Source organism: Micromonospora sp. WMMB482, from assembly GCF_019038635.1.
In the GTDB taxonomy this organism is placed as follows: Bacteria; Actinomycetota; Actinomycetes; order Mycobacteriales; family Micromonosporaceae; genus Micromonospora; species Micromonospora marina.
This window is the reverse complement of record NZ_JAHOPD010000020.1, coordinates 5,920,995-5,944,080: the sequence shown is the minus strand read 5'-3', so window position 1 is coordinate 5,944,080 and position 23,086 is coordinate 5,920,995. Positions and strand designations below refer to the sequence as shown.

At 74.6% G+C, this 23,086-nt stretch carries 20 protein-coding genes; 13 read left to right on the top strand and 7 right to left on the bottom strand.

Annotation, left to right across the window (positions count from 1 at the left end):
- Nucleotides 1-11 precede the first annotated feature (11 nt).
- Nucleotides 12-1,319: a phenylacetate--CoA ligase PaaK gene (gene paaK, locus KSK32_RS29005; RefSeq protein WP_216934499.1), complete on the top strand. Its 1,308-nt coding sequence runs from the start codon at nt 12-14 to the stop codon at nt 1,317-1,319.
- Nucleotide 1,320: 1 nt separating this feature from the next.
- Complete coding sequence (paaI, locus tag KSK32_RS29000) at nt 1,321-1,728, top strand: hydroxyphenylacetyl-CoA thioesterase PaaI (protein ID WP_216934490.1); 408 nt, start codon at nt 1,321-1,323, stop codon at nt 1,726-1,728.
- An 80-nt stretch (nt 1,729-1,808) separates the two neighbouring features.
- On the opposite strand, the gene KSK32_RS28995 is transcribed toward paaI, so the two are convergent.
- The gene (locus tag KSK32_RS28995; protein ID WP_216934488.1) at nt 1,809-3,941 is read right to left on the bottom strand and encodes an adenylate/guanylate cyclase domain-containing protein; all 2,133 of its coding nucleotides are present in this window, start codon (nt 3,939-3,941) and stop codon (nt 1,809-1,811) included.
- A gap of 189 nt (nt 3,942-4,130) precedes the next feature.
- On the opposite strand from KSK32_RS28995, the gene KSK32_RS28990 reads away from it, so the two are divergent.
- From KSK32_RS28990 to KSK32_RS28975, 4 genes are all read left to right on the top strand, one after another.
- Nucleotides 4,131-7,070 (top strand): helix-turn-helix transcriptional regulator, encoded by a 2,940-nt coding sequence (locus KSK32_RS28990; protein ID WP_216934486.1) that lies wholly within the window; start codon nt 4,131-4,133, stop codon nt 7,068-7,070.
- Between the two features lie 113 nt (nt 7,071-7,183).
- On the top strand, nt 7,184-7,954 hold the full coding sequence (locus KSK32_RS28985; RefSeq protein ID WP_216934484.1) for a DUF5995 family protein: 771 nt from the start codon (nt 7,184-7,186) through the stop codon (nt 7,952-7,954).
- A 96-nt stretch (nt 7,955-8,050) separates the two neighbouring features.
- Nucleotides 8,051-8,488, top strand: a complete 438-nt coding sequence (locus KSK32_RS28980; RefSeq protein WP_216934483.1) for a hypothetical protein — start codon at nt 8,051-8,053, stop codon at nt 8,486-8,488.
- Nucleotides 8,489-8,551: 63 nt separating this feature from the next.
- A complete protein-coding gene (locus KSK32_RS28975) occupies nt 8,552-10,648 on the top strand; it encodes an amino acid transporter (protein WP_216934481.1) in 2,097 nt (698 codons plus the stop codon).
- 42 nt (nt 10,649-10,690) lie between these two features.
- On the opposite strand, the gene KSK32_RS28970 is transcribed toward KSK32_RS28975, so the two are convergent.
- From KSK32_RS28970 to KSK32_RS28945, 6 genes are all read right to left on the bottom strand, one after another.
- Nucleotides 10,691-11,650 (bottom strand): TIGR03557 family F420-dependent LLM class oxidoreductase, encoded by a 960-nt coding sequence (locus tag KSK32_RS28970; protein ID WP_216934479.1) that lies wholly within the window; start codon nt 11,648-11,650, stop codon nt 10,691-10,693.
- Between the two features lie 176 nt (nt 11,651-11,826).
- Entirely contained in the window at nt 11,827-12,033 is a 207-nt protein-coding gene (locus KSK32_RS28965) for a hypothetical protein (protein ID WP_013286658.1), read from the bottom strand.
- Nucleotides 12,034-12,141: 108 nt separating this feature from the next.
- Nucleotides 12,142-13,344 (bottom strand): low temperature requirement protein A, encoded by a 1,203-nt coding sequence (locus KSK32_RS28960; protein WP_216934477.1) that lies wholly within the window; start codon nt 13,342-13,344, stop codon nt 12,142-12,144.
- 318 nt (nt 13,345-13,662) lie between these two features.
- On the bottom strand, nt 13,663-14,670 hold the full coding sequence (locus KSK32_RS28955) for a helix-hairpin-helix domain-containing protein (RefSeq protein WP_216934475.1): 1,008 nt from the start codon (nt 14,668-14,670) through the stop codon (nt 13,663-13,665).
- Nucleotides 14,671-14,922: 252 nt separating this feature from the next.
- Nucleotides 14,923-15,270, bottom strand: a complete 348-nt coding sequence (locus KSK32_RS28950; RefSeq protein WP_026267578.1) for a TcmI family type II polyketide cyclase — start codon at nt 15,268-15,270, stop codon at nt 14,923-14,925.
- A 62-nt stretch (nt 15,271-15,332) separates the two neighbouring features.
- A complete protein-coding gene (locus KSK32_RS28945; RefSeq protein ID WP_289256417.1) occupies nt 15,333-16,175 on the bottom strand; it encodes a BTAD domain-containing putative transcriptional regulator in 843 nt (280 codons plus the stop codon).
- Between the two features lie 410 nt (nt 16,176-16,585).
- Between KSK32_RS28945 and KSK32_RS28940 the strand changes: the two genes are divergently transcribed.
- The 7 genes from KSK32_RS28940 to KSK32_RS28910 are packed head-to-tail and all read left to right on the top strand — an operon-like array spanning nt 16,586 to nt 23,011.
- A complete protein-coding gene (locus KSK32_RS28940) occupies nt 16,586-16,933 on the top strand; it encodes a TcmI family type II polyketide cyclase (RefSeq protein WP_091042913.1) in 348 nt (115 codons plus the stop codon).
- Nucleotides 16,930-18,654: an acetyl-CoA carboxylase carboxyltransferase subunit alpha gene (locus KSK32_RS28935; RefSeq protein WP_216934471.1), complete on the top strand. Its 1,725-nt coding sequence runs from the start codon at nt 16,930-16,932 to the stop codon at nt 18,652-18,654. Before KSK32_RS28940 ends, KSK32_RS28935 begins: the two co-directional genes overlap by 4 nt.
- Complete coding sequence (gene accB, locus KSK32_RS28930) at nt 18,654-19,139, top strand: acetyl-CoA carboxylase biotin carboxyl carrier protein (protein ID WP_216934469.1); 486 nt, start codon at nt 18,654-18,656, stop codon at nt 19,137-19,139. Before KSK32_RS28935 ends, accB begins: the two co-directional genes overlap by 1 nt.
- The gene (locus KSK32_RS28925; protein ID WP_216934467.1) at nt 19,139-20,632 is read left to right on the top strand and encodes an acetyl/propionyl/methylcrotonyl-CoA carboxylase subunit alpha; all 1,494 of its coding nucleotides are present in this window, start codon (nt 19,139-19,141) and stop codon (nt 20,630-20,632) included. The genes accB and KSK32_RS28925 overlap by 1 nt, the downstream gene beginning before the upstream one ends.
- A complete protein-coding gene (locus tag KSK32_RS28920; RefSeq protein ID WP_216934465.1) occupies nt 20,629-21,336 on the top strand; it encodes an SRPBCC family protein in 708 nt (235 codons plus the stop codon). The genes KSK32_RS28925 and KSK32_RS28920 overlap by 4 nt, the downstream gene beginning before the upstream one ends.
- Entirely contained in the window at nt 21,333-21,743 is a 411-nt protein-coding gene (locus tag KSK32_RS28915; RefSeq protein WP_216934463.1) for a cupin domain-containing protein, read from the top strand. The genes KSK32_RS28920 and KSK32_RS28915 overlap by 4 nt, the downstream gene beginning before the upstream one ends.
- Complete coding sequence (locus KSK32_RS28910; protein WP_216934461.1) at nt 21,740-23,011, top strand: beta-ketoacyl synthase; 1,272 nt, start codon at nt 21,740-21,742, stop codon at nt 23,009-23,011. The genes KSK32_RS28915 and KSK32_RS28910 overlap by 4 nt, the downstream gene beginning before the upstream one ends.
- Nucleotides 23,012-23,086 lie beyond the last annotated feature (75 nt).

Sequence of the window (23,086 nt, the reverse complement as noted above, 5' to 3'; positions counted from 1 at the left end):
GAGGTACCCCCGTGCAGGAGCGCACGCCCCGTCCGGACGAGCTGGATCCCGTCGAGCGGATCGGCGTCGACGAGCTGCGTGCGCTGCAACGGGACCGGCTGCGGCACTCGCTGCGGCACGCGTACGACAACGTGCCCCACTACCGGCGCGCGTTCGACGCCCTCGGCGCGCACCCGGACGACCTGCGTGAGCTGGCAGACCTGGCCCGCTTCCCGTTCACCGCCAAGGCGGAGCTGCGCGAGAACTACCCGTTCGGCATGTTCGCGGTGCCCCGCGAGCGGGTCGCCCGGCTGCACGCCTCCTCCGGCACCACCGGCCGTCCCACGGTGGTCGGCTACACCCGCGCCGACGTGGACACCTGGGCGAAGCTGATGGCTCGGTCGATCCGGGCCGCCGGGGGCCGCCGCGGCGACCGCGTGCACGTCGCGTACGGCTACGGGCTGTTCACCGGCGGGCTCGGCGCGCACTACGGCGCCGAGGAACTGGGCTGCACAGTCGTCCCGGTCTCCGGCGGCATGACCGAGCGCCAGGTGATGCTGATCCGCGACCTGGAGCCGGAGGTCATCATGGTGACGCCGAGCTACATGCTCGCCATCGTGGACGAGATGGAACGGCAGGGCGTCGACCCGCGCGCCACCTCGCTGCGGGTGGGCATCTTCGGCGCCGAGCCGTGGACCGAGGACATGCGCCGCGAGCTGGAGCAGCGCCTGGACATGCACGCGCTCGACATCTACGGCCTGTCCGAGGTGATGGGGCCGGGCGTGGCGGTCGAGTGCGTGGAGACCAAGGACGGCCTGCACCTGTGGGAGGACCACTTCTACCCGGAGATCATCGACCCGGTCACCGGGGAGGTGCTGCCCGACGGGGAGCGGGGTGAGCTGGTGCTGACCTCGCTGACCAGGGAGGCCATGCCGGTGGTCCGCTACCGCACCCGCGACCTGACCCGGCTGCTCCCCGGCACCGCCCGCCCGATGCGGCGGATCGAGAGGATCACCGGGCGTACCGACGACATGATGATCGTCCGGGGGGTGAACGTCTTCCCGACCCAGATCGAGGAGCTGATCCTGCGTACCCCGGCCCTGTCGCCGCACTTCCAGTGCGTGCTCGACCGGCGGGGACGGCTCGACACGCTCACCGTGCACGTGGAGCGGCGCGCGGGCGCCGCCGCCGACGAGGCCGAGCGGGCCGGCGCGACGCTGGTCGAGCAGGTCAAGAACACCATCGGGGTGTCCGTGGCGGTACGGGTGATCGAGCCGGACGGGGTGGAACGCTCGATGGGCAAGATGCGCCGCATCGTCGACCAGCGGCGGGAGTCCTGAGATGGCGGGCGACGGCGGCCGTACCGCGGCGCACGACATGTTCGACGCCGACGTGGCGTCCAAGGGGCTCGGCATCGAACTCGTCTCGGCCGGCGCCGGCGCGGCGGTGGCCCGGATGCGGGTCACCCCGTCGATGCTCAACGGGCACGCGATCGGGCACGGCGGCTTCGTGTTCCTGCTCGCCGACACCGCGTTCGCGCTGGCCTGCAACAGCCACGGTCCGGCCACTGTGGCGGCCGGCGGCGAGATCAGCTTCCTGCGTCCGGTGCGCGAGGGTGACCTGCTGGAGGCGTACGCCACCGAGCGGGTCCGGCACGGCCGCAGCGGCATCTACGACGTGACGGTGCGGCGCGGCGACGAGGTGGTGGCCGAGTTCCGCGGCCGCAGCCGCGTCATCGCCCGCGACTGATCGCCGGCCCGCACCCCGCACGCCCGCGAGCCGGGTGACGTCCGGGCCGGAGTGGCCCCGTGCCCGCTCCGGCCCGGACGTCATGCGGCCGGCCCGAGCGTGTACCCGCCGGGCTCGGTTCTTCGCCGCTTCCGGCCCGCCTGCCCGGGCGGACCGGTCCGCCCGGGCCACGCCGGAGCCACGGGTGGCGGGCCGGTCCGTTGCCCGGGCCACGACGTGACCGCGGGCGACGTGCCGCTTCGCCACCCCGGCCGCTCCGCCGCATCCGCGACGGCCCGCGTCGCGCCGGCCGTCGCCGGCCCGGCGCGCGCCGGCTGCCCCGCCGGCCCGGGCACCGCCCGGAGCGCACCGGCCCGTCGGGGCTGTGCGGGTACCGGATCCTCGGGCACCGGACGGAGCATGCCGAAACGATCGAGCCGGTCCGGCGGGACGGACGCCGGTCGGGCCCCTCCACCCGACCGGCGCGACCGTCCCGCCCCGAGCGGGCAGACCTCCCGCCCGCCGGCGCCCCGGGACGGGACGCCGGTTCCCGCTCCCGGCACCCGGCCGGCAACGGTGTCCTTCGCGGCGCGCAGGCGGCGGGCGAAATCCGCCCGTACCGCACGGGACAGCCGCAGCGCGGCCACCCGCGCCACCAGCGCGTCGATCGCCCAGCCACCTGCCGCGGCCGGGCGCATCAGCCCCGCCGAGGCCAGCGCCCGCAACGCCGGCTCGGCCCGGCCGGCGGGCCAGCCGAGCATCGCCTCCACCGAGGCGGCAACGACCGGGCCGCTCCGGGCGGCGCCGGCCAGCAGCACCGCCCGGTGCGTACCGTCGAGCCGGTCCAGCCGGGCGTCCACCAGGCGGCGCGCGGCGGCCGGCACTCCACCCGGCTCGCCGGCCGGGTCCGCCGACGCGTACGCGGTCGCGAGCGCCGGACTGCCACCGACCAGCGCGACCAGCCGCGCGGCGAGCGCGACCGGCCGCCCCGCCCGGTCGAGCAGGTGCCGCAGCAGCCGCCCGGTGTCCAGCGGGCCCAGCGGCTCCACCGGGATCCGCCGCGCCGGGGCGGGCAGCGGATCGGCCGAGCCGGAGCCGCACGTGGTCACCACCGCCAGCGGCAGTCCCCGCTCACCCGCCGCCACGTGGAGCTGGTGCAGGAACCGGCGCAGCGCCGGGGCGGCCCGGTCCAGGTCGTCCACGGCCACCACCAACGGCGCGCCGGCGGCCAGGCCGAGCAGCGCCTCGCGGCAGGCGCCCACGGCGCGGGCCGCCACCGTGTCGTCGTCCGGCGCGGCGAGGAACGCGGCGAGCACGCCACCGCCCGGACCGTCCGCGACAGTGCCGTCCGGCCGGGGACGGACCAGGTCGGCCAGCGGCGCCAGTTCCCCGCACGGGTACGGCGGGCAGACCGTCACCCGCCGGCGCACCGGCACACCGTCCACGTGCGGCACGGCGCGGGTCACCTCGTGCAGCAGCCGGCTTCGGCCGCTGCCCGGCGGTCCGACCAGCGAGATCCACCGGGGACGGCGCTCGCGCAGGGCCCGGGTCACCTCGTCTGCCGCGCTCGCCAGCTCCCGGCCGCGGCCGACGAGCGGGACGCCGTGCCGGGCCGGCCCGCTCCCGGCCGCCCCGGTCACCCGCCACACGTCCAGCGGCAGCGCCTTGCCGGCGAGCGCCAGGGTGGCGAGTGGACGCTGCTCGACCAGCCCCGCCACCGCGCTCCGGGTGACCGGGCAGACCACGACCCCGCCGGGCGGCGCGTGCTCCTGGAGGCGGGCCGCCGTGGTGATCACCGCGCCGCTGGCCGCGCCGTGGCCGCCGTCGCGGAACCCGGACAGGTCCAGCAGCACCTCGCCGGTCGCCACACCGACCCGCACGCGCAGCCGGACGCCGGCCGGTCGCCGCCGCGCCAGCGCGGCCTGGATGTCCAGCCCGGCCCGCACCGCCCGGTACGCGTCGAGACCGTCCGAACCGGACGCGCCGAACAGCGCCATGACCGCGTCGCCGACGTACTTCTCCACCACGCCCCGCCAGCGGCGCAGCACCGAGGCGACGGTGCCGAAGTAGGCGCGCTGCAACGCGCGTACGTCCTCCGGGTCGAGCCGCTCGACCAGCCGCGTCGAGCCGACGATGTCGACGAAGAGGACGGTGACGGTACGCCGTTCCTCGGGCACCGGCCGGCACGCCGCGATGACGGCTTTCCGACTCCCTGCGGGCGTGGTGATCAGCATCGCACCCACCCTTTCCCGATCGTGGTGCCCGACGACCTCAGCAGACTTTCACCACCGGGTCCTCGGCGGATCTGTAGGACGACGTATGTCGGGCACCCGCAACCATTAGTCGTGTAGTCGACGCGAGAGGTACGAGTCCGGCCCCGAGGCCGTAGAACGGTGCGGGGACCTGTGACTAGGCTGCGTCCCATGGCCAGCGACGTGGACACGGCACCTCTCGTCGGCCGTACCGGGACGATGGCGACGCTGCGGTCGGCGCTCTACGACGACCTGCGGCCCGGGCAGACCGGCGCGGTGTTCCTCACCGGAGAGAGCGGGGTGGGCAAGACCCGCCTGCTGACCGAGGTCGGCGAGCAGCTGCGGCAGACCGGCGCCCTGGTGCTCACCGGCACCTGCCTCGACATCGGAGACGCCTCGCCGCTGCACCCGGTACGGCAGGCGCTGCGCCGGCTCGACGCCGAGCAGGCGCAGGCGCGCACCACGTCGGCGATCCGCGGGGTGTTGCAGGTCTTCGACGAGGAGACCCCCGGTCCGGACGGTGCCGGCGCGCTGCTGGAACGCGTCGCCCAGGGCCTGCACGTGGTGGCCGGTGGACGGCCGCTGGTGCTCGTCCTCGACGATCTGCAGTGGGTCGACCGCAGCACCAGGCAACTCCTGCTCTACCTGCTGGCCGGGCTCGGCGACCTCCAGCTCTCCGTGCTGGCCGCGATCCGGGCCGAGTCGCTGCGCGGCGCGCACCCGCTGCGCCGGGTGCTCACCGAGCTGCGCCGACTGCGCTCGGTACGGGTGATCGACCTGCTGCCGCTGGACCGGTCCGCCACCGACGAACTGGCCGCCGCCGTGGTCGGCGCGCCGCTGCCCCCGGAGGCCGCCGACCAGCTCTGGCAGCGCAGCGGCGGCAACCCGTTCGTGGTGGAGGAGCTGGCCCGCGACCGGCGCGACGGCCGCGACGGCCTCTCCGACACGCTGCGCGAGGTGTTCCTCGACCGGGTCGACGCGCTGCCGCAGCCGGCGCACGCGGTGGTGCACGCGGTGGCGGTCGGCGTCGAGCCGGTCGAGCACTGGCTGCTGGCGCAGGTGGTGCGGCTGCCCGAGGAGGAACTGCTCGACGCGGTCCGCGAGGCGGTCGCGCACCGCCTGCTGGTCGGCGCCGACGACGGCTACCGGTTGCGGCACCGGCTGGTCGCCGAGGTCCTGGCCCACGAGCTGCTGCCCGCCGAACGGGCCGCGCTGCACCGCCGCTACGCCGAGGCGCTCACCGCCGTACCGGCCGAGCTGCACCAGGCCCGGCTGGCCCACCACTGGCGGCACGCCGGCGAGCCGGGCCGGGCGCTGCCCGCCGCGATGGCCGCCGCCCGGGAGGCGGAGCGGCTGCACGGGTACGCCGAGGCGCACCGCCACTGGTCCGCCGCGCTGACCCTGGCCACCGAGCCGACCGCCGTCCTGCCCGACGGGGCGCGGCCCGAGCCGGTCGAGGTGGACCGGGCCGAGCTGCTCAGCCACGCCGCCGAGGCCGCGCACCACAGCGGGGAGCACGCCCGCGCCCTGACGCTGCTGGAGGAGCTGACCGACGACCCGTCCGGCCCGCCGGTCTGCGCGCTGCGCATCCGCCGGGCCCGCTACCTGGCCGCGGCCGGCCGGTCGGCCCCCGCCGAGCAGGAGTACCGGCGGGTGCTGGACTCGCCCGACTGCACGCCGCAGGAGCGGTGCACCGCCGCCGCCCGGCTGGCCGAGCTGCTGCTGCACCTCGGCCGCTACGCCGAGGCCGGCGACCAGGCCCGGGAGGCTCTCGCGCTCGCCGCCGACGTTCCCGGCACCACCTCCGAGGTGGTGATGGCCAGCGCCGCGCTCGGGTTCAGCGAGGCGTTCCTGGAGGATCCGGCCGCCGGGCTGGCGGTGATGCGCCGGGCGCTGGACACCGCCGAGCGGTCCGGCCGGCCGGAGGACGTGGCCTGCGCCTACCTGCACCTGGCCGAGCTGCTCACCGGGCCGCTGAACATCCTCGAGGAGGGTGTGGTGGTGGCCCGCCGGGGCGCCGACCGGGTCGCCCAGATGGGGCTCGGCCGCACGTGGGAGACCCGGCTGCTGGCGGTGGCGACGAACGGGTTGTTCCGGGTCGGGCAGTGGGCCGAGGCGGAGAAGGTCGTCGCGGCGGCGCTGCGGCACCGCCCGTCCGGGGCCGACGCGGTCGAGCTGCTGCTGGCCCGGTGCCGGCTCTCCGTCGGGTACGGCGACGTCGAGGCGTCCGACCGGGACCTGGAGGCGGTCGCGACGGTGCTGGCCGGCGGCGGCGCCCGGCACGTGCTGCCGATGCTCATCCTGCGCGCCGGCCTGGCCATGTGGCAGGGCCGGCACGACCTGGCCCGGCAGGCGGTGCAGCGGGGCCTGACCGAGAGCCGCTCCGACGACGTGATCGTGCTGGCCACGCTGGCCTGGCACGGGCTGCGCGCGGAGGCCGAGGCGGCGGCCGGCCGCACGATCGAGGTGGACCCGAACGCGGTACGCCGCCTGCGCGAGGTGGTCGACCGGGTGACCGGCAAGAGCGCCAAGGCGGGCGCACCGGTGCGCTACGTCGCCGAGGGGTTCCTGGCGCTCTGCGACGCCGAGCTGAGCCGCCTCGACGACGGCCGGGGCGACCCCGCGCTGTGGGAACGCTCCGCGCTCGAGTGGGACCGGCGCAACCACCCCTATCCGGCCGCGTACTCGCGGTTGCGGCAGGCCGAGGCGCTGCTGTCCCGCCGCAGCCGGGTCGCCACCGCCGGCAAGCTGCTGCACCGGGCGTACGCGATGGCCCAGTCGCTCGGCGCGGTGCCGCTGACCGCGGAGATCCGTACCGTCGCCTCGCGGGCCCGGGTGACCATGGACGCCGCGCCGGACCCCACGCCGGTGCCCCGGCAGCGGGCGGCGGCGCCCGCCGGGCCGGCGGTGGACGAGCTGGCGACGCTCACCGCGCGGGAGCGGGAGGTGCTCGCCGCCGTTGCCGAGGGGCTGACCAACCGGGAGATCGGCCAGCGGCTGTTCATCAGCGAGCGGACCATCGGCGTCCACGTCTCGCACATCTTCGACAAGCTCCAGGTACGCACCCGGGTCCAGGCCAGCGCCATCTTCCTGCGCAACGGCGCGGCGTAGGCGTACGCCGGCAATACGTCGTTCGACGGATCCGCGATGTGGACGGCGGCTGGCAGGCTGTCCCGCGGAACGCCGGTGGTGGCGTCGTGGGCGCCGGCCGTTGTGGAGGAGAGATGACCGAACCGGTCTGGGGTCCTGTGCACCAGGACATCGTCGGGTTGCTCGCCGACCACCCCGCCGACGTGCCGGCGGTCGTGGACCATCTGACCAAGTTGCAGGATCTGCTGGTGCGGCTACCGCCGCTGGAGGAGAGCTGCCCGCTCGCCGACTTCAACAAGCTCTACCTGGTCATCACCAGCACCGTGCTCGACGGCCTGTACGACGACCGGTTCTGCGACCCGGCGTTCCTGGCACGGCTGGACGTGGAGTTCGCGGCCCGCTACTTCGAGGCGCTGCGGTTCTGGACCGACTCCAGCCCGAGCACCCCGAAGGCGTGGTCGTGCCTGTTCAAGCGGATGCGTGGCCCGGACGCCCGGCCGCTGCCGTCGGCCGCCGCGGGCGTCAACGCGCACATCAACTACGACCTGCCGTTCGCGCTGGTGACCACGTTCGACAGCCTGGAGTCCGAGCCGATCGACGGCAGCGACCAGCACCGCGACTACCTGGAGATCAACAAGATCTTCGCCGAGCGGATCCCGGAGCTGCGCCGCGGCTACCTGGACAACTGGCAACTCATGATCGACATGGTCAACGGCGACATCGACGACTGGTACCAGGGCGAACTGGTGGAGTACACCCGGAACGTGGCCTGGCGCAACGCGCAGAAGATCTGGCACTGCCGGCACGACCCGGACGCCCGTGAGTGTGAGCGGACGCGGCTGGACGACAACGCCGCGCTGCTCGGCCGGCTGCTGCTGTCGCCCCTCGGGGCGTTCCTGCAGTAGCCGGGACGGGGGGTTCCCGCGTCCCGCCGTCCGGGCGCGGGACGCGGGAACGCCGCCCGCGGGTGTCGAGCCCGCCGCACCGGGTACGTCGTCGCCGTGCCGCGAGACGAACCGGCCGGCCCCGGAGCCCTCCCGCCGGGCCCGGTCCGCCGCTTCCCGTTCCGCTTCGACCCGGCGTTCCGGCTGCCGCTGGCGCTGCTCGGGGTACGGCCCGCCACGGCCTGGCTCGGCTGGGGCCCGGAAGCGCTCGTCGTCCGGTTCGGGCCGTGGCTGCTGCGTACCACGCCGGGCAACGTGACCGGTGTCGAGCTGAGCGGGCCGTACCGCTGGTGGCGGGCGATCGGCCCGCACCTGTCGCTGGCCGACGGCGGGGTGACCTTCGGTACCAGCGTGGCCGGTGGGCTCTGCCTGCGTTTCGCCGAGCCGGTGCCGGTGCTGGCCCCCGGCCCCTGGCCGCGGCATCCGGCGGTCACCGTGACGGTGGCCGACCCGGCGGCGGTGCGCGACGCGCTGGCCCGCAGACCGGATCTTTGACCGGTTCGGCCGGGTCGAGGCGGGGACAACCCCTACCGTCTTCACAGGGACGAAGGGGAGCAGATGGGGCAGGCGGGGGAGCCGGAACAGCCCAGGCGCACGCGGGAGCGGCGCCGGGAGGCGCGCGCGGCCGCGGCGGCCCGGGCCGGTCGGCACGGCGATCACGCCGAGCGGTCCGGCCGTGCCGTGCCGGAGCTGCCGGAACGGGTGGCGGCCCCGGCGCGGCCGAGGCCGCCGGCGGGCCGGCTGCACCGGTGGTTGTTCGCGCACCGGGTCGAGCCGGTCGGCCCGGAGGTCCGCGAGCACCAGACCCGGTCCCACCCGTGGTGGCAGGTGATGTGCCTGACCGGCGTCGACTACTTCTCCACGCTGTCCTACCTGCCCGGCATCGCCGCCGTGGCGGCCGGCGCGCTCAGCCCGCTGGCCACGCTGCTGATCGTGGCGCTGACGCTGCTCGGGATGCTGCCGATGTACCGCCGGGTGGCCCGGGAGAGCCCGCACGGGCAGGGCTCGGTGGCCATGCTGGAGCGGCTGCTGCCGTTCTGGCGCGGCAAGGTCTTCGTGCTGGTGCTGCTCGGCTTCGTCGCCACCTCGTGGATCATCACGATCACGCTCTCCGCCGCCGACGCCAGCGTGCACCTGCTGGAGAACCCGGTCCTGCCCGCGTCGTTCCCGCACGGCGACACGGCGGCGGTGGTGGTCACCGTGGCGCTGCTGCTCGTGCTCGGCTTCGTGTTCCTGCTCGGGTTCAGCGAGGCCGTGCAGGTCGCCATCCCGCTGGTGGCGGTGTTCCTGGCGTTGAACGCGGTGGTGGTGGTCGTCGGCGTGGCCGAGGTCGTCGCCGACCCGGGCCTGCTCGGGGGCTGGACCGGCCGGCTGGCCGACACCGGCGGGCCCGGCGACGTCGTGGCCACGAGCGTGCTCGCGTTCCCGCTGCTGGTGCTCGGCCTGTCCGGGTTCGAGACCGGGGTGAGCATGATGCCGCTGGTGCGCGGCGAGGGCGAGGACGCGCAACGGCGGCTGGACGCCCGGATCCGCAACACCCGCCGGCTGCTCACCGCCGCCGCGTTGATCATGTCGGTCTACCTGATCGCCACCACGTTCGTCACCACCGTGCTGATCCCGCCCGAGGCGTTCGACCCCGGCGGGCCGGCGGACGGCCGGGCACTGGCGTTCCTCGCCCACGAGCACCTCGGCGAGGCGTTCGGCACCGTCTACGACATCAGCAGCATCCTGATCCTCTGGTTCGCGGGCGCGTCGGCGATGGCCGGGCTGATCAACATCGTGCCCCGCTACCTGCCGTCGTACGGCATGGCGCCGGAGTGGGGGCGGGCGGTGCGCCCGGTGGTGCTGGTCTACACCGCGATCAGCATCGCCATCACGATCGCCTTCTCCGCCGACGTGAACGCTCAGGCCGGGGCGTACGCCACGGGCATCCTCGCGATGATGGTCTCCGCCGCGATAGCGGTGACCATCGCCGTGCTGCGCGCCCGCAGCCGCGCCGCCGCTGCCGGGTTCGCGGTGCTCACCGCCGTGCTGCTGTACGCGCTGGTGGAGAACGTGGTGGAGAAGCCGGACGGCATCACCATCTCCGGGTTCTTCATCGCCGGGATCATCGCGGTGTCGCTGATCTCCCGGGTCACCCGGACCACCGAGCTTCGGGCCGAGCGGATCGAGTTCGACGAGGCGGCCCGCCGCTTCGTCGACGAGTCAGTCTCCCGGGACGGGCGGCTGCACCTGATCGCCAACAAACGGCAGCGCGGGTCGGTCAAGGAGTACCGGGTCAAGGAACGGGCGCAACGGTCGATGAACCCGGTGCCGGGCGCCGCCGACGTGCTCTTCCTGGAGATCGACGTGAGCGACCCGTCCCAGTTCAGCCAGGTGCTGCGGGTGCACGGGGTGGAGTCCGGCGGCTACCGGATCCTGCGCGCGAGCAGTTCGGCCGCGCCGAACGCGATAGCCGCGATCCTGCTGGCGTTGCGCGACGCGACGGGTGTGCGCCCGCACTGCCACTTCGAGTGGTCGGAGGGGAACCCGATCGCGCACCTGCTGCGCTACCTCATCCTCGGCCGGGGCGACACCCCGCCCGTGGTGCGGGAGATCATCCGCAAGTCCGAGCCGGACCCGACCCGCCGCCCCGGTATCCATGTGGGCGGCTGAGCGCAGGTCCGGCCGGGCGCGTGGACCGGCCGGGCGCGCGGACTAGCCGAGCGCGCGGACGCGGGCGAGCAGGTCGCGGGCGCAGAAGTCCAGGAAGCCGTCCGGGTCCGGCCCGGCGTTCTGGAGCACGATGTGGTCGAAGCCGGCCTCGACGTACGTCCGCGCCTTCTCCACGTGCGGCGCGGCGTCCGGGCCGACGGAGAACTGCTGCCGGATGTGGTGGTCCTCGACCCAGGCGGTGGCGGCGTCGAAGTTCACCGGGTTCGGCAGTTCGCTCATCACCTTCCAGCCGGTGATCGCCCAGCGGCTGGTCTCCCGGGCCGCGCGTACCGCCGTCTCCTCGTCGGTGGCCCAGGCCATCGGAACCTCGGCGTAGCGCGGGCCCTGACCGCCGGCGTTGCGGTACTGGTCGACGATCGACGCCTTCGGCTCGGTGGCGAACAGGCCGGTGCCCAGCTCAGCCGCGAGACCGGCCGACTCCCGGCCGCTCGCGGCCACGGCGATGACCGGCGGCTGCTCGGGCAGGTCCCAGATCCGGGCGTCCTCCAGGTGCAGGTGCCGGCCGTCGTACGAGCGGTAGCCGCCCTGCCAGAGCAGCCGGATGATCTCCAACGCCTCGCGCAGCCGCTCGTGCCGCCCCCGGACACTGGGGAACCCCTGCCCGACGACGTGCTCGTTGAGCCGCTCTCCGGCGCCCACCCCGAGCGTGAACCGCCCGTCGGAGATCAGCGCCATGGTGGCGGCGGCCTGCGCGACGATCGCCGGGTGGTAGCGGACCGACGGGCAGGTGACGCCGGTGGCGAGGCCGAGGGTGGTGGTGCGGGCGGCGATCGCGCCGAGCGCGCTCCAGGTGAAGCAGGAGTGACCCTGCACCTCCAGCCAGGGATGGTAGTGGTCGCTCATCTCGACGAAGTCGAACCCGGCCTCCTCGGCCCGGACCGCCTGCCGGATGAGTTCCTGGGGCCCGAACGCCTCCGAGGCGAGCTTGTAGCCGATCCGCATGCCCGGGTCTCCGTTCCGTCGTCGGCGAACCGCTGCCGTTCCCACCGCTCCGGCGGGCAAACCCCACGGAACCCAGCCTCCTAGGATGCCGTAGAGGTGGTGACGCTCCGCGCCGCGGACACGGAACGGCCCGCGCTCGCCGGGCGGGCGCGGGCCGGAAGTACGGGGGTGGCCGCCTACTTCGACGGTTCGGGGAGCTTGCAGTCCACCTTCGGGTTGGCGCCGATGTAGTTCAGCGGTCCGGCCACGATGGTGACCAGGATCGTGCCCGCCTCCGCACAGTTGGTTTCGTCGTTGCCGTAGTAGCCGCGCTGACCGGCGGCGATGGCGCCGATGATGAGCCAGATGACGACCAGGACGCCGACTATCGAGGTGCCGCGCATCAGTTGCCTCCACTGGGGTCGTGGTGGATTCGAGGTGGAGGCCATGTACCCCGTGCGGGTGATCCGCCAAACGACACAGCGACGCCGGCACGGCCGATTCCGATTACGTCAGTGCGGTGGCATCGGCTCCTCCGGCGGACGGCCGCGGCTGCGGCGGTAGTCGGCGCACGCTACCCCGGCCAGCACCAGCATCGCCCCGGCGGAGGCGTAGACCGGCGCGAGGAACAACCCGGCCGGGGCGATCGTGAGCAGCGCCAGCACCCCGCCGGGCCGCGATGGCGACACCCGGCTGAACACCTCGTACTCGAAGGCGCCCCGGCCGATCAGGAACAGCGCCGGCCCGCCGAGGATCACCGCCAGCCAGGCCGGCGGCGTGTGGCCGGTCGGCTCCAGCAGAACCAAGTCGAAACCCGCCGCGGCGGTCACCACCCCGGCCACCATCAGCAGATGGGTGTACGGGGCGGTGTTGAGGAACCGGCTCGGCTGAGCCGCCCGGGCGATGGCGTCCGGCAGCAGCTCACCGGACTTGTGCACGTAGATGCGCCAGAGCAGCAGCGTGGTGGCGAACGCGACGGTGAAGGCGGCCAGGTTCTCCGCCTCGGAGTGGTGCAGGCTGAACACGGTTCCGGCGACCAGCACGGCGTCGCCGAGCGCGATGATGAAGAACTGCTGGTACCGCTCGGACAGATGCTCGGCGGTGACCCTGCGCTGGGCGTCGGGCACCGCGCCCAGCCCGGGCACCGGATACGCCAGCCGGAACCCCAGATAGTCGATGGCCAGGGCGCCGGCCCAGAACCACAACCGGGCGGTGCCGTGCGCGGCCAGCGCGCCGACCAGCCACGGTACGGCCGACACGGCGAACCAGACGAAGATGCGCAGGGCCCGGCGGTTCGTCTGCGCGTCCCGGCGCACGGTGGGCATCAGGAACAACCCGCGTCCGAGATGGATCGTCACGTACGTGCCGGCGAACACCAGCCCCCGGGAGCCGAACGCTTCCGGGATGGCGGTGGTCATCAGCAGCGCGCCGAACATCACCGCCACGATCAGCAGCTTGATCTCGGTGCGCCGGGGATCGTAGACATCGGTGACCAGCGTGGTGATCGCCCAGGTCCACCAGAGCGCCATCAGCATGACCAGCGACTCGGCCGCCCGTTCCCAGGTCACCGACCCGACCAGGTTGCGTGAGATCAACGCGAGCGCGACCACGTAGACCAGGTCGAAGAAGAGTTCCAGCAGCGTGACCCGGCGCGGCGCCTCCGGATCGCGAACCGGCGGTCGCCGGCCGGCGGGCTCCGGCGCTGCGGTGGGCACGAGATGCTCCTGCGGGTGGCGGTACGCGCGTCGGGCCGTCCCGGCCCCTCACCGACCGTAGCCATGCCCGCCCGCACGCGGTCACTTTTCCGGCATACCGGCCGGGCGGGGGTGACGGGGTGGCGATGTCACCACGTCGGGTGCTCGTGCAGGTGGAGCGACCGCCGGTTCGGGGTTGTGGCGGGGTTGGCGGGGTGCTGATGTCACCACCTCGGCGTACTGGCGGGGCGGGCGCCGGTTCGGGGAGGTGACGGGGCGGGAAAGGCACCGGGCCGGTGGCGACCATCGTCACCACCGGCCTGGAATGTGGAGGAGTGTCTACTCGGCGCCGGCCGGGAGCACCCGCTCGGCGTCGGCGAGGGCACCCGCCAGCACCTTGGCCTGCTGCGGCCAGGTGGCCAGCCCGGGTGCGGCGCGCAGCCCGGCGGCCTTCACGGTCTGCCGCAGCGCGGCCTCGTCCAGCTCGGCGAGCTGCCGGTAGGTGCGGATCCCGGCGTCCTGGAGCGCGGCGGCCATCTTCGGCCCGATGCCCTGGATCCGCCGGAAGTCGTCCGCCGTGTCCCCGGCCGCGTCCGCCGGCACGTCGTTCTCGGCCGAGGCCCGCGGCGCGGGTACCACGGCCGGCGCGGCGGCGACCGGCTCGGCCGTCGTGACGGGCTCGGCGGTCGCGGCCGGCGCGACCTGCTCGGCCGTCTCCACCTGCTCGGCCGGCGCGACCTGCTCGGCCGTCTCCACCTGCTCGGCCGTCTCGACCGGCGACGGCGCTGCCTCCGCCGTGGCCGGACCAGCGGCCGACGTCGTCGCCGGAGCCTCCGGCTCGTCGGTGGGCGCCGACTGACCCGGCACGGCGACGGGTGCCCGCTCCGGCTCCACCGCGAGGGGCTCCGACTCGGCGACGAGCGCCGGAGCAGCGACCGGCTCGTCCACATCGGCGGAGGTCGAGCTGGTGGCGGCGGGCTCGTCCACAACGGCGGCCGTCACCGGCTCGTCCACGCGACGGTCGGCGGCACCGGTGACCGGCTCGGCCTCGGTGGTCGGCGACGTCTCCGGCTGGTCGGCGGTACGGGCGGCGGTGGCGACGGCCGGTTCGGCGGCCGCTGTCTCGGTGGGTGCGGGCTGCTCGGCCACCGTGGCGGCCGCCGCGGGCTCGTCGACCACCGCGACCGGGCGCGGCTCGTCGACGGTGGCGGTCACCTCGGGTGCGGTCTCCACCGTGGGCGTCGCCGGGGCGCCGGACCGACGGCGGCCGACGACCACCCAGCCGGCAGCGAATCCGATGAGCAGGGCCAGTATCACGAACAGCCACTGCCCGAAGCTCGACGGCATGGCCAACCTCCTTGTATGTACGTGCACAACGGTGGCGAAAGACTCGGGGCAGCTTCGCACACGCGCGCGGCGCACGACAGGCAGCCCGGGGCCGGACCGCGGCGGCGGGACCGGCGGTGTCGGCCGGTGTCCGGAGGATGACCGAGCGTGTGCCGGAAGCCGGGGCCGAGCGGCGTGGCAGGGCAGGGAGACGCCCCGGAACCTGGGTGCCGTGCGTGGTTCCGGGGCGCCCCGTCCGTCGCCCGTGGCCGGTCAGTGGATCCGGTCGGGCGCAGGTGAGCCGGCGGCGTCCCAGCTGTAGAAGCAGCCGGCCACGGCGTCGCGAGGGGAGTGCCAGGTCGGCAGGTACGGGGAGGTGTGCGCGGAGAGCCGCTTGTTCACCTGCTCGTAGAGCGGGTTGTCGCGCAGTTCCGCGGTGAGCCCGGGGGCGACGTCGACGGTCTCCATCAGATGGACGCACAGGTCGTGCAGGTAGTACAGCGACCGGTGCCGGACGCCGGTGAGGTGGGGCAGTTCGGTGGCGTCGGACTCGGCGAAGATCTGCGCCACCCGCCCCTGTGCGCCCGGCACGATCCGGCTGACCACCAACAGTCGACTCATCGTGACCCCTCTCGCCGCCGCGGTGCTGGCCTCACCGTGCCGGTCGCGCTGTCACCTCGCCGTCACCGCGTCCTCCGGGGCATTGATGGTGGTGGCGACGGAGCGGCGGGGGCGCGCGGCGCCGGTTTGGCGGTCCGGGCCGCGCGGCGTGGTGGCGGGTCCGGCCGGCTGGCCCGCCGGATCGGCGCGAGGGTGTCGTCGAGCAGCGCGGTCATCGCCGGGGACGGTTCCAGGCGCAGTTCGCGCAGGAGCAGATCCCGGTAGACGTAGAAGGAGTGGACCGCCTCGAACGCGTTGCCCTCGGCCAGGTGGATGCGGACCACCAGGCGGTGCGGGGTCTCCCGCAGCGGTTCGGCTGCCATCGCCTCCAGCGCCGCCTCCAGCGCCTCGCCGTGCCGCCCGGCGGTGAGGTGGTTGCCGGCGAGTTCCTCGAGCATGTGCAGGCGCAGCTGGCGCAGCCGTTCGCGTTCCAGCAGCACCCAGTCGTCGTACCAGCCGGGGAGCAGGTCGTGACGGCCGGCGCCGGCGGCGCCGCGCGGGACGGCGCCCTCGCGGACCAGCGCGGCGGTCTCCACCAGGTCGTCCACGTCGAGGCGGACGGTCGGTCCGAGCCGGACGGTGTCGCCGTCGGTGCGCAGCGGACAGCACGGATCCTGCCGCAGCCGCCACAGCGCGGTCCGCAGCGACGACAACGCCCGCTCCTCCGGCGTCTCGGGCCACAGCAGCCCGGCGAGGTGGCTGCGGGTCGCGGCCGGGCGCAGGCCGATCAGCGCGATGACGCGCTGCAACCCCCGGGGTACGACCACGGGCGTGTCGTCGTGCAGCAGCTGGAAACCGCCGAGCAGGTGCAGTGACACCCGTGGGGCGGGTTCGCCCGCCGTCGGCATCCTCGCCCCACCCGACACGGCGCACCCCCCAGCACCGGAACCTTCGTCCCGACTGTTTCGCGTTGCCCGGACCGCCGCCCGCGACGCCGGTGTCGGAACGCCTCCGCCACGGCCGGAGCTGCACCGTGGCCGGGCTGACCGAGACGCAGAATATCAATGCCTGTTACTCTCAGTCAACGGTCGGTCGGTCACCTGACTGTCCGTAGTGGGCTCGGTAATACGCCTGTGATCTGCGAAGAAGTGTCGCCAACCGGAAACCGGAAAGTGATCTTCCCATAGCTCGCGCACAGCTTGCGTCAACGCAGCGTCACCATGTTCGTGGCGCGATGGGGCCCGGTTGACGCCCGGTAGACGCCGCCGGGGCGACCGTGTGGTGATCCGTGCGGCGCGACCGGTTCGCCGCGCACCGGGACGTGCAGGAGGCGCGAATGGACCGTTCGCTCATCGTCGCCAAGGTGGTGCCGACGGCCGAGGACCGGGTGGCCGAGATCTTCGCCGAGTCCGACGCGACCGAGCTGCCCGGCCTGGTCGGGGTCCGGCACCGCTCGCTGTACCGGCTGCACGACCTCTATGTCCATCTGCTGGAGACGGAGACGCCTGCGCAGGGCGCGGTGGAGGACAACCGCGGGCATCCGGAGTTCGTCCGGATCAGCGAGCGGCTGCGGCCGTACATCTCGCCGTACCTGCCGACCTGGCGATCGCCGCGCGACGCGATGGCGCACTGCTTCTACCGCTACGACGCGCCGGCCCACGACACCGCCGGGCGGCCACGGTGACCACGACCGCCCCGCGCGACGAGCAGCTCTGGTCGAGGTGCGACGGATGCGCGTCGCTGCTCTACCGCAAGCGGCTGCGCCGCAACCTGGACGTCTGCCCCGAGTGCGGGTCGCATGCCCGGCTGGACGCGCCGGACCGGGTGGCGCAACTGGCCGACCCGGACTCGTTCGTCCCACTGCCCGACCGGGCGGTACGCGTCGACCCGATCGAGTTCGTCGACGAGCTGCCGTACCCGCACCGGCTCGGCGCGGCCCGCGCGGCGACCGGCCTGGACGAGGCGGTGCTCTGCGGCACCGCCCGGCTGGGCGGGCACCCGGTGGCGCTGGCGGTGATGGACTTCCGCTTCCTCGGCGGCAGCCTCGGCTGCGCGGTCGGTGAGCTGATCACCCGGACCGCCGAGCGGGCGCTCGCCGACGGCATCCCGCTGGTGCTGGTGACCGCGTCCGGCGGCGCGCGGATGCAGGAGGGCGCGCTGTCGCTGATGCAGATGGCCACCGTCAGCCAGGCTCTCGCCGGGATGCGGGAGGCGGGTCTGCTCACGGTCAGTGTGGTCACCGACCCCACGTACGGCGGGGTGGCCGCCTCCTTCGCCACCAACACCGACCTGGTGCTGGCCGAGAGCGGCGCCCGGCTGGGCTTCGCCGGCCCGCGGGTGATCCGTCAGGTCACCGGTGCCACGCTGCCGGAGGGCTTCCAGACCGCGGAGTACTTGCTGCGGCACGGCCAGGTGGACATGGTGGTGCCCCGGCACGCGCTGCGGGGCCGGCTCGCCGCGCTGCTCGCCGCCGCCGAGGCGGGCCGCCGCGCGCCGGAGACCCCGCCCGCCCCGCGCCCGCCGGCCACCGCGCCGACCGCGACGACGCGCCCGGACCGCGACCCCTGGGAGACGGTACGCACGGCGCGGCACCCGGGCCGGCCGACCACACTGGACTATCTGGAGACGGCGTTCGACGGGTTCGTGGAGCTGCACGGCGACCGGCTCGGCGCGGACTGCCCGGCGGTCGTCGGCGGCGTCGCCCGCCTTGACGGACGGCCGGTGATGGTGATCGGCCACCAGAAGGGACACACCACCGCCGAACTGGTGACCCGCAACTTCGGCATGGCCAGTCCGGCCGGGCACCGCAAGGCGCTGCGGTTGATGCGTCTCGCTGCGCGGCTGCGGCTGCCGGTGGTGACGCTCGTGGACACGCCCGGTGCGGACCCGGGGGTGGGCGCCGAGCAGCAGGGTCAGGCGGCGGCGATCGCGGAGAACATCCTCGCGCTCACCGTGCTGCCCACGCCGGTGGTGGCGGTGGTCACCGGGGAGGGCGGCAGCGGCGGCGCGCTCGCGCTCGCGGTCGCCGACCGGGTGCTCATGCTGGAGCAGGCCGTCTACTCGGTGATCAGCCCGGAGGGCTGCGCGGCGATCCTCTGGCCGGACAGCTCGGCCGCCCCGCAGGCGGCCCGCGCGCTGCGGCTCACCGGCGCCGACCTGTGCCGCCTCGGCGTGGTCGACGAGCTGGTGCCGGAGCCGCGCCCGGCAGCCCACGCCGACCCGGGCGGCGCTGCCGAACTGCTGCGCCGGGCGGTCGCGGCGAATCTCGCGCCGCTGCTCACCGTGCCCCCGGCCACCCTGGTCCGCCGCCGCAGGCAGCGCTTCCGCCGCTTCGGTGCGGCCCGCTCGGCCGCCACCGGCCCGTCCCCGGCCGCGCCCGCGGGCGGCCGGGCGGAGGTGGCGTGATGGCCGACGCCGAGGCCGAGCAGGTGCTGGACGGGCTGCGCCGGCAGGCCCGCAAGCTCGTCGCCGACCTGGCCGGGCCGGTACGCCGGGTGCGGCTGCGCAGCGGCGAGTCGGTGCTGGAGGTCGAGTGGCACGACCCGGCGCCGCCGGCGCAGCGGGCCGCCGAACCGGCCGAGGTGCTCGCCGCGCGGGCCGCTGAACCCGCCGCGCGTGCCGCGCCCGCGACCGACCGGCCGGCGGTGCGCTCACCCGTGGTCGGCACGTTCTACCGCGCGCCCGAGCCGGGGGCGATGCCGTTCGTCGCGATCGGCGACCTGGTCCGCCCGGGCCAGGTGGTCGGCATCGTCGAGGCCATGAAGCTGATGAACGAGGTGACCGCCGGCCAGGCCGGACGGGTGGTCGAGGTGCTCGTCGAGGACGGCAAGCCCGTCGAGTACGACCAGCCGCTGATCGCCCTGGAACCGGTCACCGGACAGGACTCCTGATGTTCGACAAGGTGCTGATCGCCAACCGCGGCGAGATCGCGCTGCGGGTGCTGCGCGCCTGCCGGGAGCTCGGCGTGCGCACGGTGGTGGTGCACTCCAGCGCCGACGCCGACTCGCTGCCGGTACGGCTCGCCGACGAGGCGGTACGGATCGGCCCGGCGGCCAGCCGCCGCAGCTACCTCAACGCCGCCGCGATCGTGGAGGCCGCCCGGCAGACCGGCGCGCAGGCGGTCCATCCCGGCTACGGCTTCCTGTCCGAGGACGCCGACTTCGCCGAGATCTGCGCCGAGAACGGGCTGGTGTTCGTCGGCCCGCCGCCGCAGGTGATGGCGGCGCTGGCGGACAAGTCGACGGCGCGGGCGCTGATGAGCAACGCCGGACTGCCGCTGCCGCCGGGCAGCGTCCGGACGCTGCCCACCGCCGCCGAGGCGCAGGAGGTGGCCGCCGAGGTGGGCTACCCGGTCATCGTGAAGGCCGCGGCGGGCGGTGGCGGTCGCGGCATGACAGTGGTGCGCTCGGCCGCCGAGCTGCCCCGCGCGTACGCCCGGACCCGCGCCGCCGCGCAGGTCGCGTTCGGCGACGACCGGGTGTACGTCGAGCGGTACCTCGCCGACGCCCGTCACGTCGAGGTGCAGGTGCTCTGCGACGGACACGGCAACGGCGTGCACCTGGGCACCCGGGACTGCTCGGTGCAGCGCCGGCACCAGAAGCTGATCGAGGAGGCGCCCGCGCCCGCGCTGCGGCAGGCCACCCTGGACACCGTCGCCGAGGTGGCGCTGCGTGGTGCGCTGTCGGTCGGCTTCACCGGCGCCGGGACCGTGGAGTTCCTGGTCGACGAGGCCGAACGCTGCCACTTCCTGGAGATCAACTGCCGGATCCAGGTGGAACACCCGGTCACCGAGATGGTCAGCGGCATCGACCTCGTGCAGGAACAGCTGCACGTGGCGTTCGGCACCCCCCTGCGGCTGCGCCAGTCCGACGTCCGCCTGGACGGCGTGGCGATCGAATGCCGGGTCAACGTGGAGGATCCGGACCGCGACTTCGCGCCCGCACCGGGCCGGCTGGACCGGTTCCGGCCGCCGGGCGGACCGTTCACCCGGGTCGACACCCACGGATATGTCGGCTACCTGGTCAGCCCGCACTACGACTCGCTGCTGGCGAAGGTGGCGGTGTGGGCGCCGGACCGGGACGCCGCGCTGGACCGGCTCGACCGGGCGCTGGCCGAGTTCGACGTGGCCGGTCCCGGTGTGCGTACCACCATCCCGTTCGCCCGGCGGGTGCTGCGCGACCCGGCGTTCCGCGCCGCCCGGCACACCACCGCCCTGGTGGAACGCCTGCTCGCCCCGCCCGCCTGCGACGCCCCGCCCGCCGGCGACGCGGCCGAGGCGCCCCCGGCACGGGCCGTCGTGCCCGACCCGCGCGCCGAGCCGGGCGACCGTACCCCCGTCAGCGCCGTGCCCGCCGCCGGCCCGACCACCTGGAGGAACCGATGACCGTCGCCCCCGACCGCCCGCTCGCCCGCGAGATCACCGACATCCTGGTCACGCACTGCGGCCTGGACCCGGACGCCGCCGCCGGCGCGCCCGCCGCGAGCCTGGAGGAACTGGGTATGGACTCGCTGGCGCTGCTCGAACTGTCAGCGGTGGTGGCCGACAGGTGGCGGGTGAAGATCCCCGAACAGGCCGGGCAGCTCAGCATCGCCGGGGTCGCCGACCTGGTGGCCCGCAAGGCGGACCCGCCCGGGCACACCGAGAACGCCGTGGAGATCGCCGCGCCGCTGCCGCTGGTCTGGGAGATCACCAACGACGTGGCCCGGTGGCCGGAGCTGTTCACCGAGTACGCGACGGCGGAGATCCTGCACCGCGACGGCGACACCGTGCGCTTCCGGCTCACCATGCATCCCGACGCCAACGGCGTGTCGTGGAGCTGGGTCAGCGAACGCACCGCCGACCCGGCCACCCGCGAGGTGCACGCCCGGCGCGTCGAGACCGGCCCGTTCGAGTACATGCGCATCCACTGGCGCTACGACGAGACGCCCGGCGGCACCCGGATGACCTGGACGCAGGACTTCGCGATGAAGCCCGACGCACCCGTCGACAACGCCGGTATGACCGACCGGATCAACACCAACAGCACGATCCAGCTCGCCGTGATCAAGGAGAAGATCGAGCGGGCACACGCGGGAGGCGCGCGATGACCGACACCACCACCGCCCGGGTCTCCGTCCACGACGTACCCGCCGACCGCCGCCGCGGCGGGGAGCTGCGGGTGTTGCTCGGCCCGAAGACGGTCGGCAGCACCTCGGGATTCATGGGTGTCGCCACCCTCGCGCCGGGGGAGCGGATCGCCGAGCACTACCACCCGTACAGCGAGGAGTTCCTCTACGTCGCGCGCGGCGCGATCACCGTCGACCTGGACGACGCGCCGGTGCCGGTCGCCGCCGGGGAGGCGCTCTACGTGCCCAAGGACGTCCGGCACCGGCTGCGCAACACCGGCGACGAGCCCGCCGAGGTGGTGTTCCACCTCGGACCGCTCGCCCCGCGCCCGGAACTCGGCCACGTCGACACCGAGAGCGCGGCACCGCCGCCACGGGAGCCGTCGTGACCGGCCGGCGCACAGTGGTCACCGGCATCGGCGTCGTCGCACCCGGCGGCGCCACCCGGGACCGCTTCTGGAAGACGATCACCGAGGGCCGCACCGCCACCCGGCGGATCAGCTTCTTCGACCCGTCGCCGTTCCGGTCGCAGATCGCCGCCGAGTGCGACTTCGACCCGGACGCCGCCGGGATCACGCTCGCCGAACGGCAGCGCGCCGACCGGTACGTGCAGTTCGCGCTCGCCTGCTCCGCCGAGGCGCTCGCGGACAGCGGCCTGGCCCTCACCGACGCGCAGCGGGAACGCGCCGGGGTGGTGCTCGGCACCGCCGTCGGCGGGACCATGGCCCTGGAGCAGGAGTACGTGCGGGTCAGCGACTCCGGCCGGCACTGGCTGGTCGACCACGCGCTCGGCGGGCCGTACCTCTACCAGGCGCTGGTGCCCAGCAGCCTGGCCGCCGACGTGGCCTGCCGGCACGGACTGCACGGCCCGGCGCAGGTGATCTCCACCGGCTGCACCTCCGGCATCGACGCCATCGGGTACGCCCACCAGCTCGTCGCCGACGGCGAGGCCGACGTGGTGCTCGCCGGTGCCGCCGACTCGCCGATCTCCCCGGTCACCGTCGCCTCGTTCGACGCGATCGGCGCGACCAGCCCGGACAACGACGACCCGGAGCACGCCTCCCGGCCGTTCGACGCCGACCGGCACGGGTTCGTCCTCGCCGAGGGCGCGGCGGTGCTGGTGCTGGAGGAGGCCGAGCACGCCCGCCGCCGGGGCGCGCACGTCTACTGCGAGGTCGCCGGGTACGCCGGCCGCAGCAACGGCTTCCACATGACCGGCCTGCGCCCCGACGGCGCGGAGATGGCGGTGGCCATCAGCGACGCGCTGCGGCAGGCCCGGCTCGCACCGTCGGCCGTGTCGTACGTCAGCGCGCACGGCTCCGGCACCCGGCAGAACGACAGGCACGAGACGGCCGCGTTCAAACGGGCGCTGGGGGAGGCGGCGTACCGGGTGCCGATCAGCTCGATCAAGTCGATGGTCGGCCACTCGCTGGGCGCCATCGGCTCGATCGAGATGGCCGCCTGCGCGCTCGCCATCGAGTACGGCGTGGTCCCGCCCACCGCGAACTGGACCACCCGAGACCCGGAGTGCGACCTGGACTACGTGCCGAACGAGGCGCGGGAGGTGCCGGTGGACGTGGCGCTGTCGGTGGGCAGCGGCTTCGGCGGCTTCCAGTCGGCCATGGTGTTCCGCCGGCTCGCGGTGACGCCACTATGAGCGCGAGGAGTGAGCCGGGTTTGCGAGCCCCGCAGTCGCGAACAAGGACGGCACCCGTGAGCGCGAGGAGTGAGC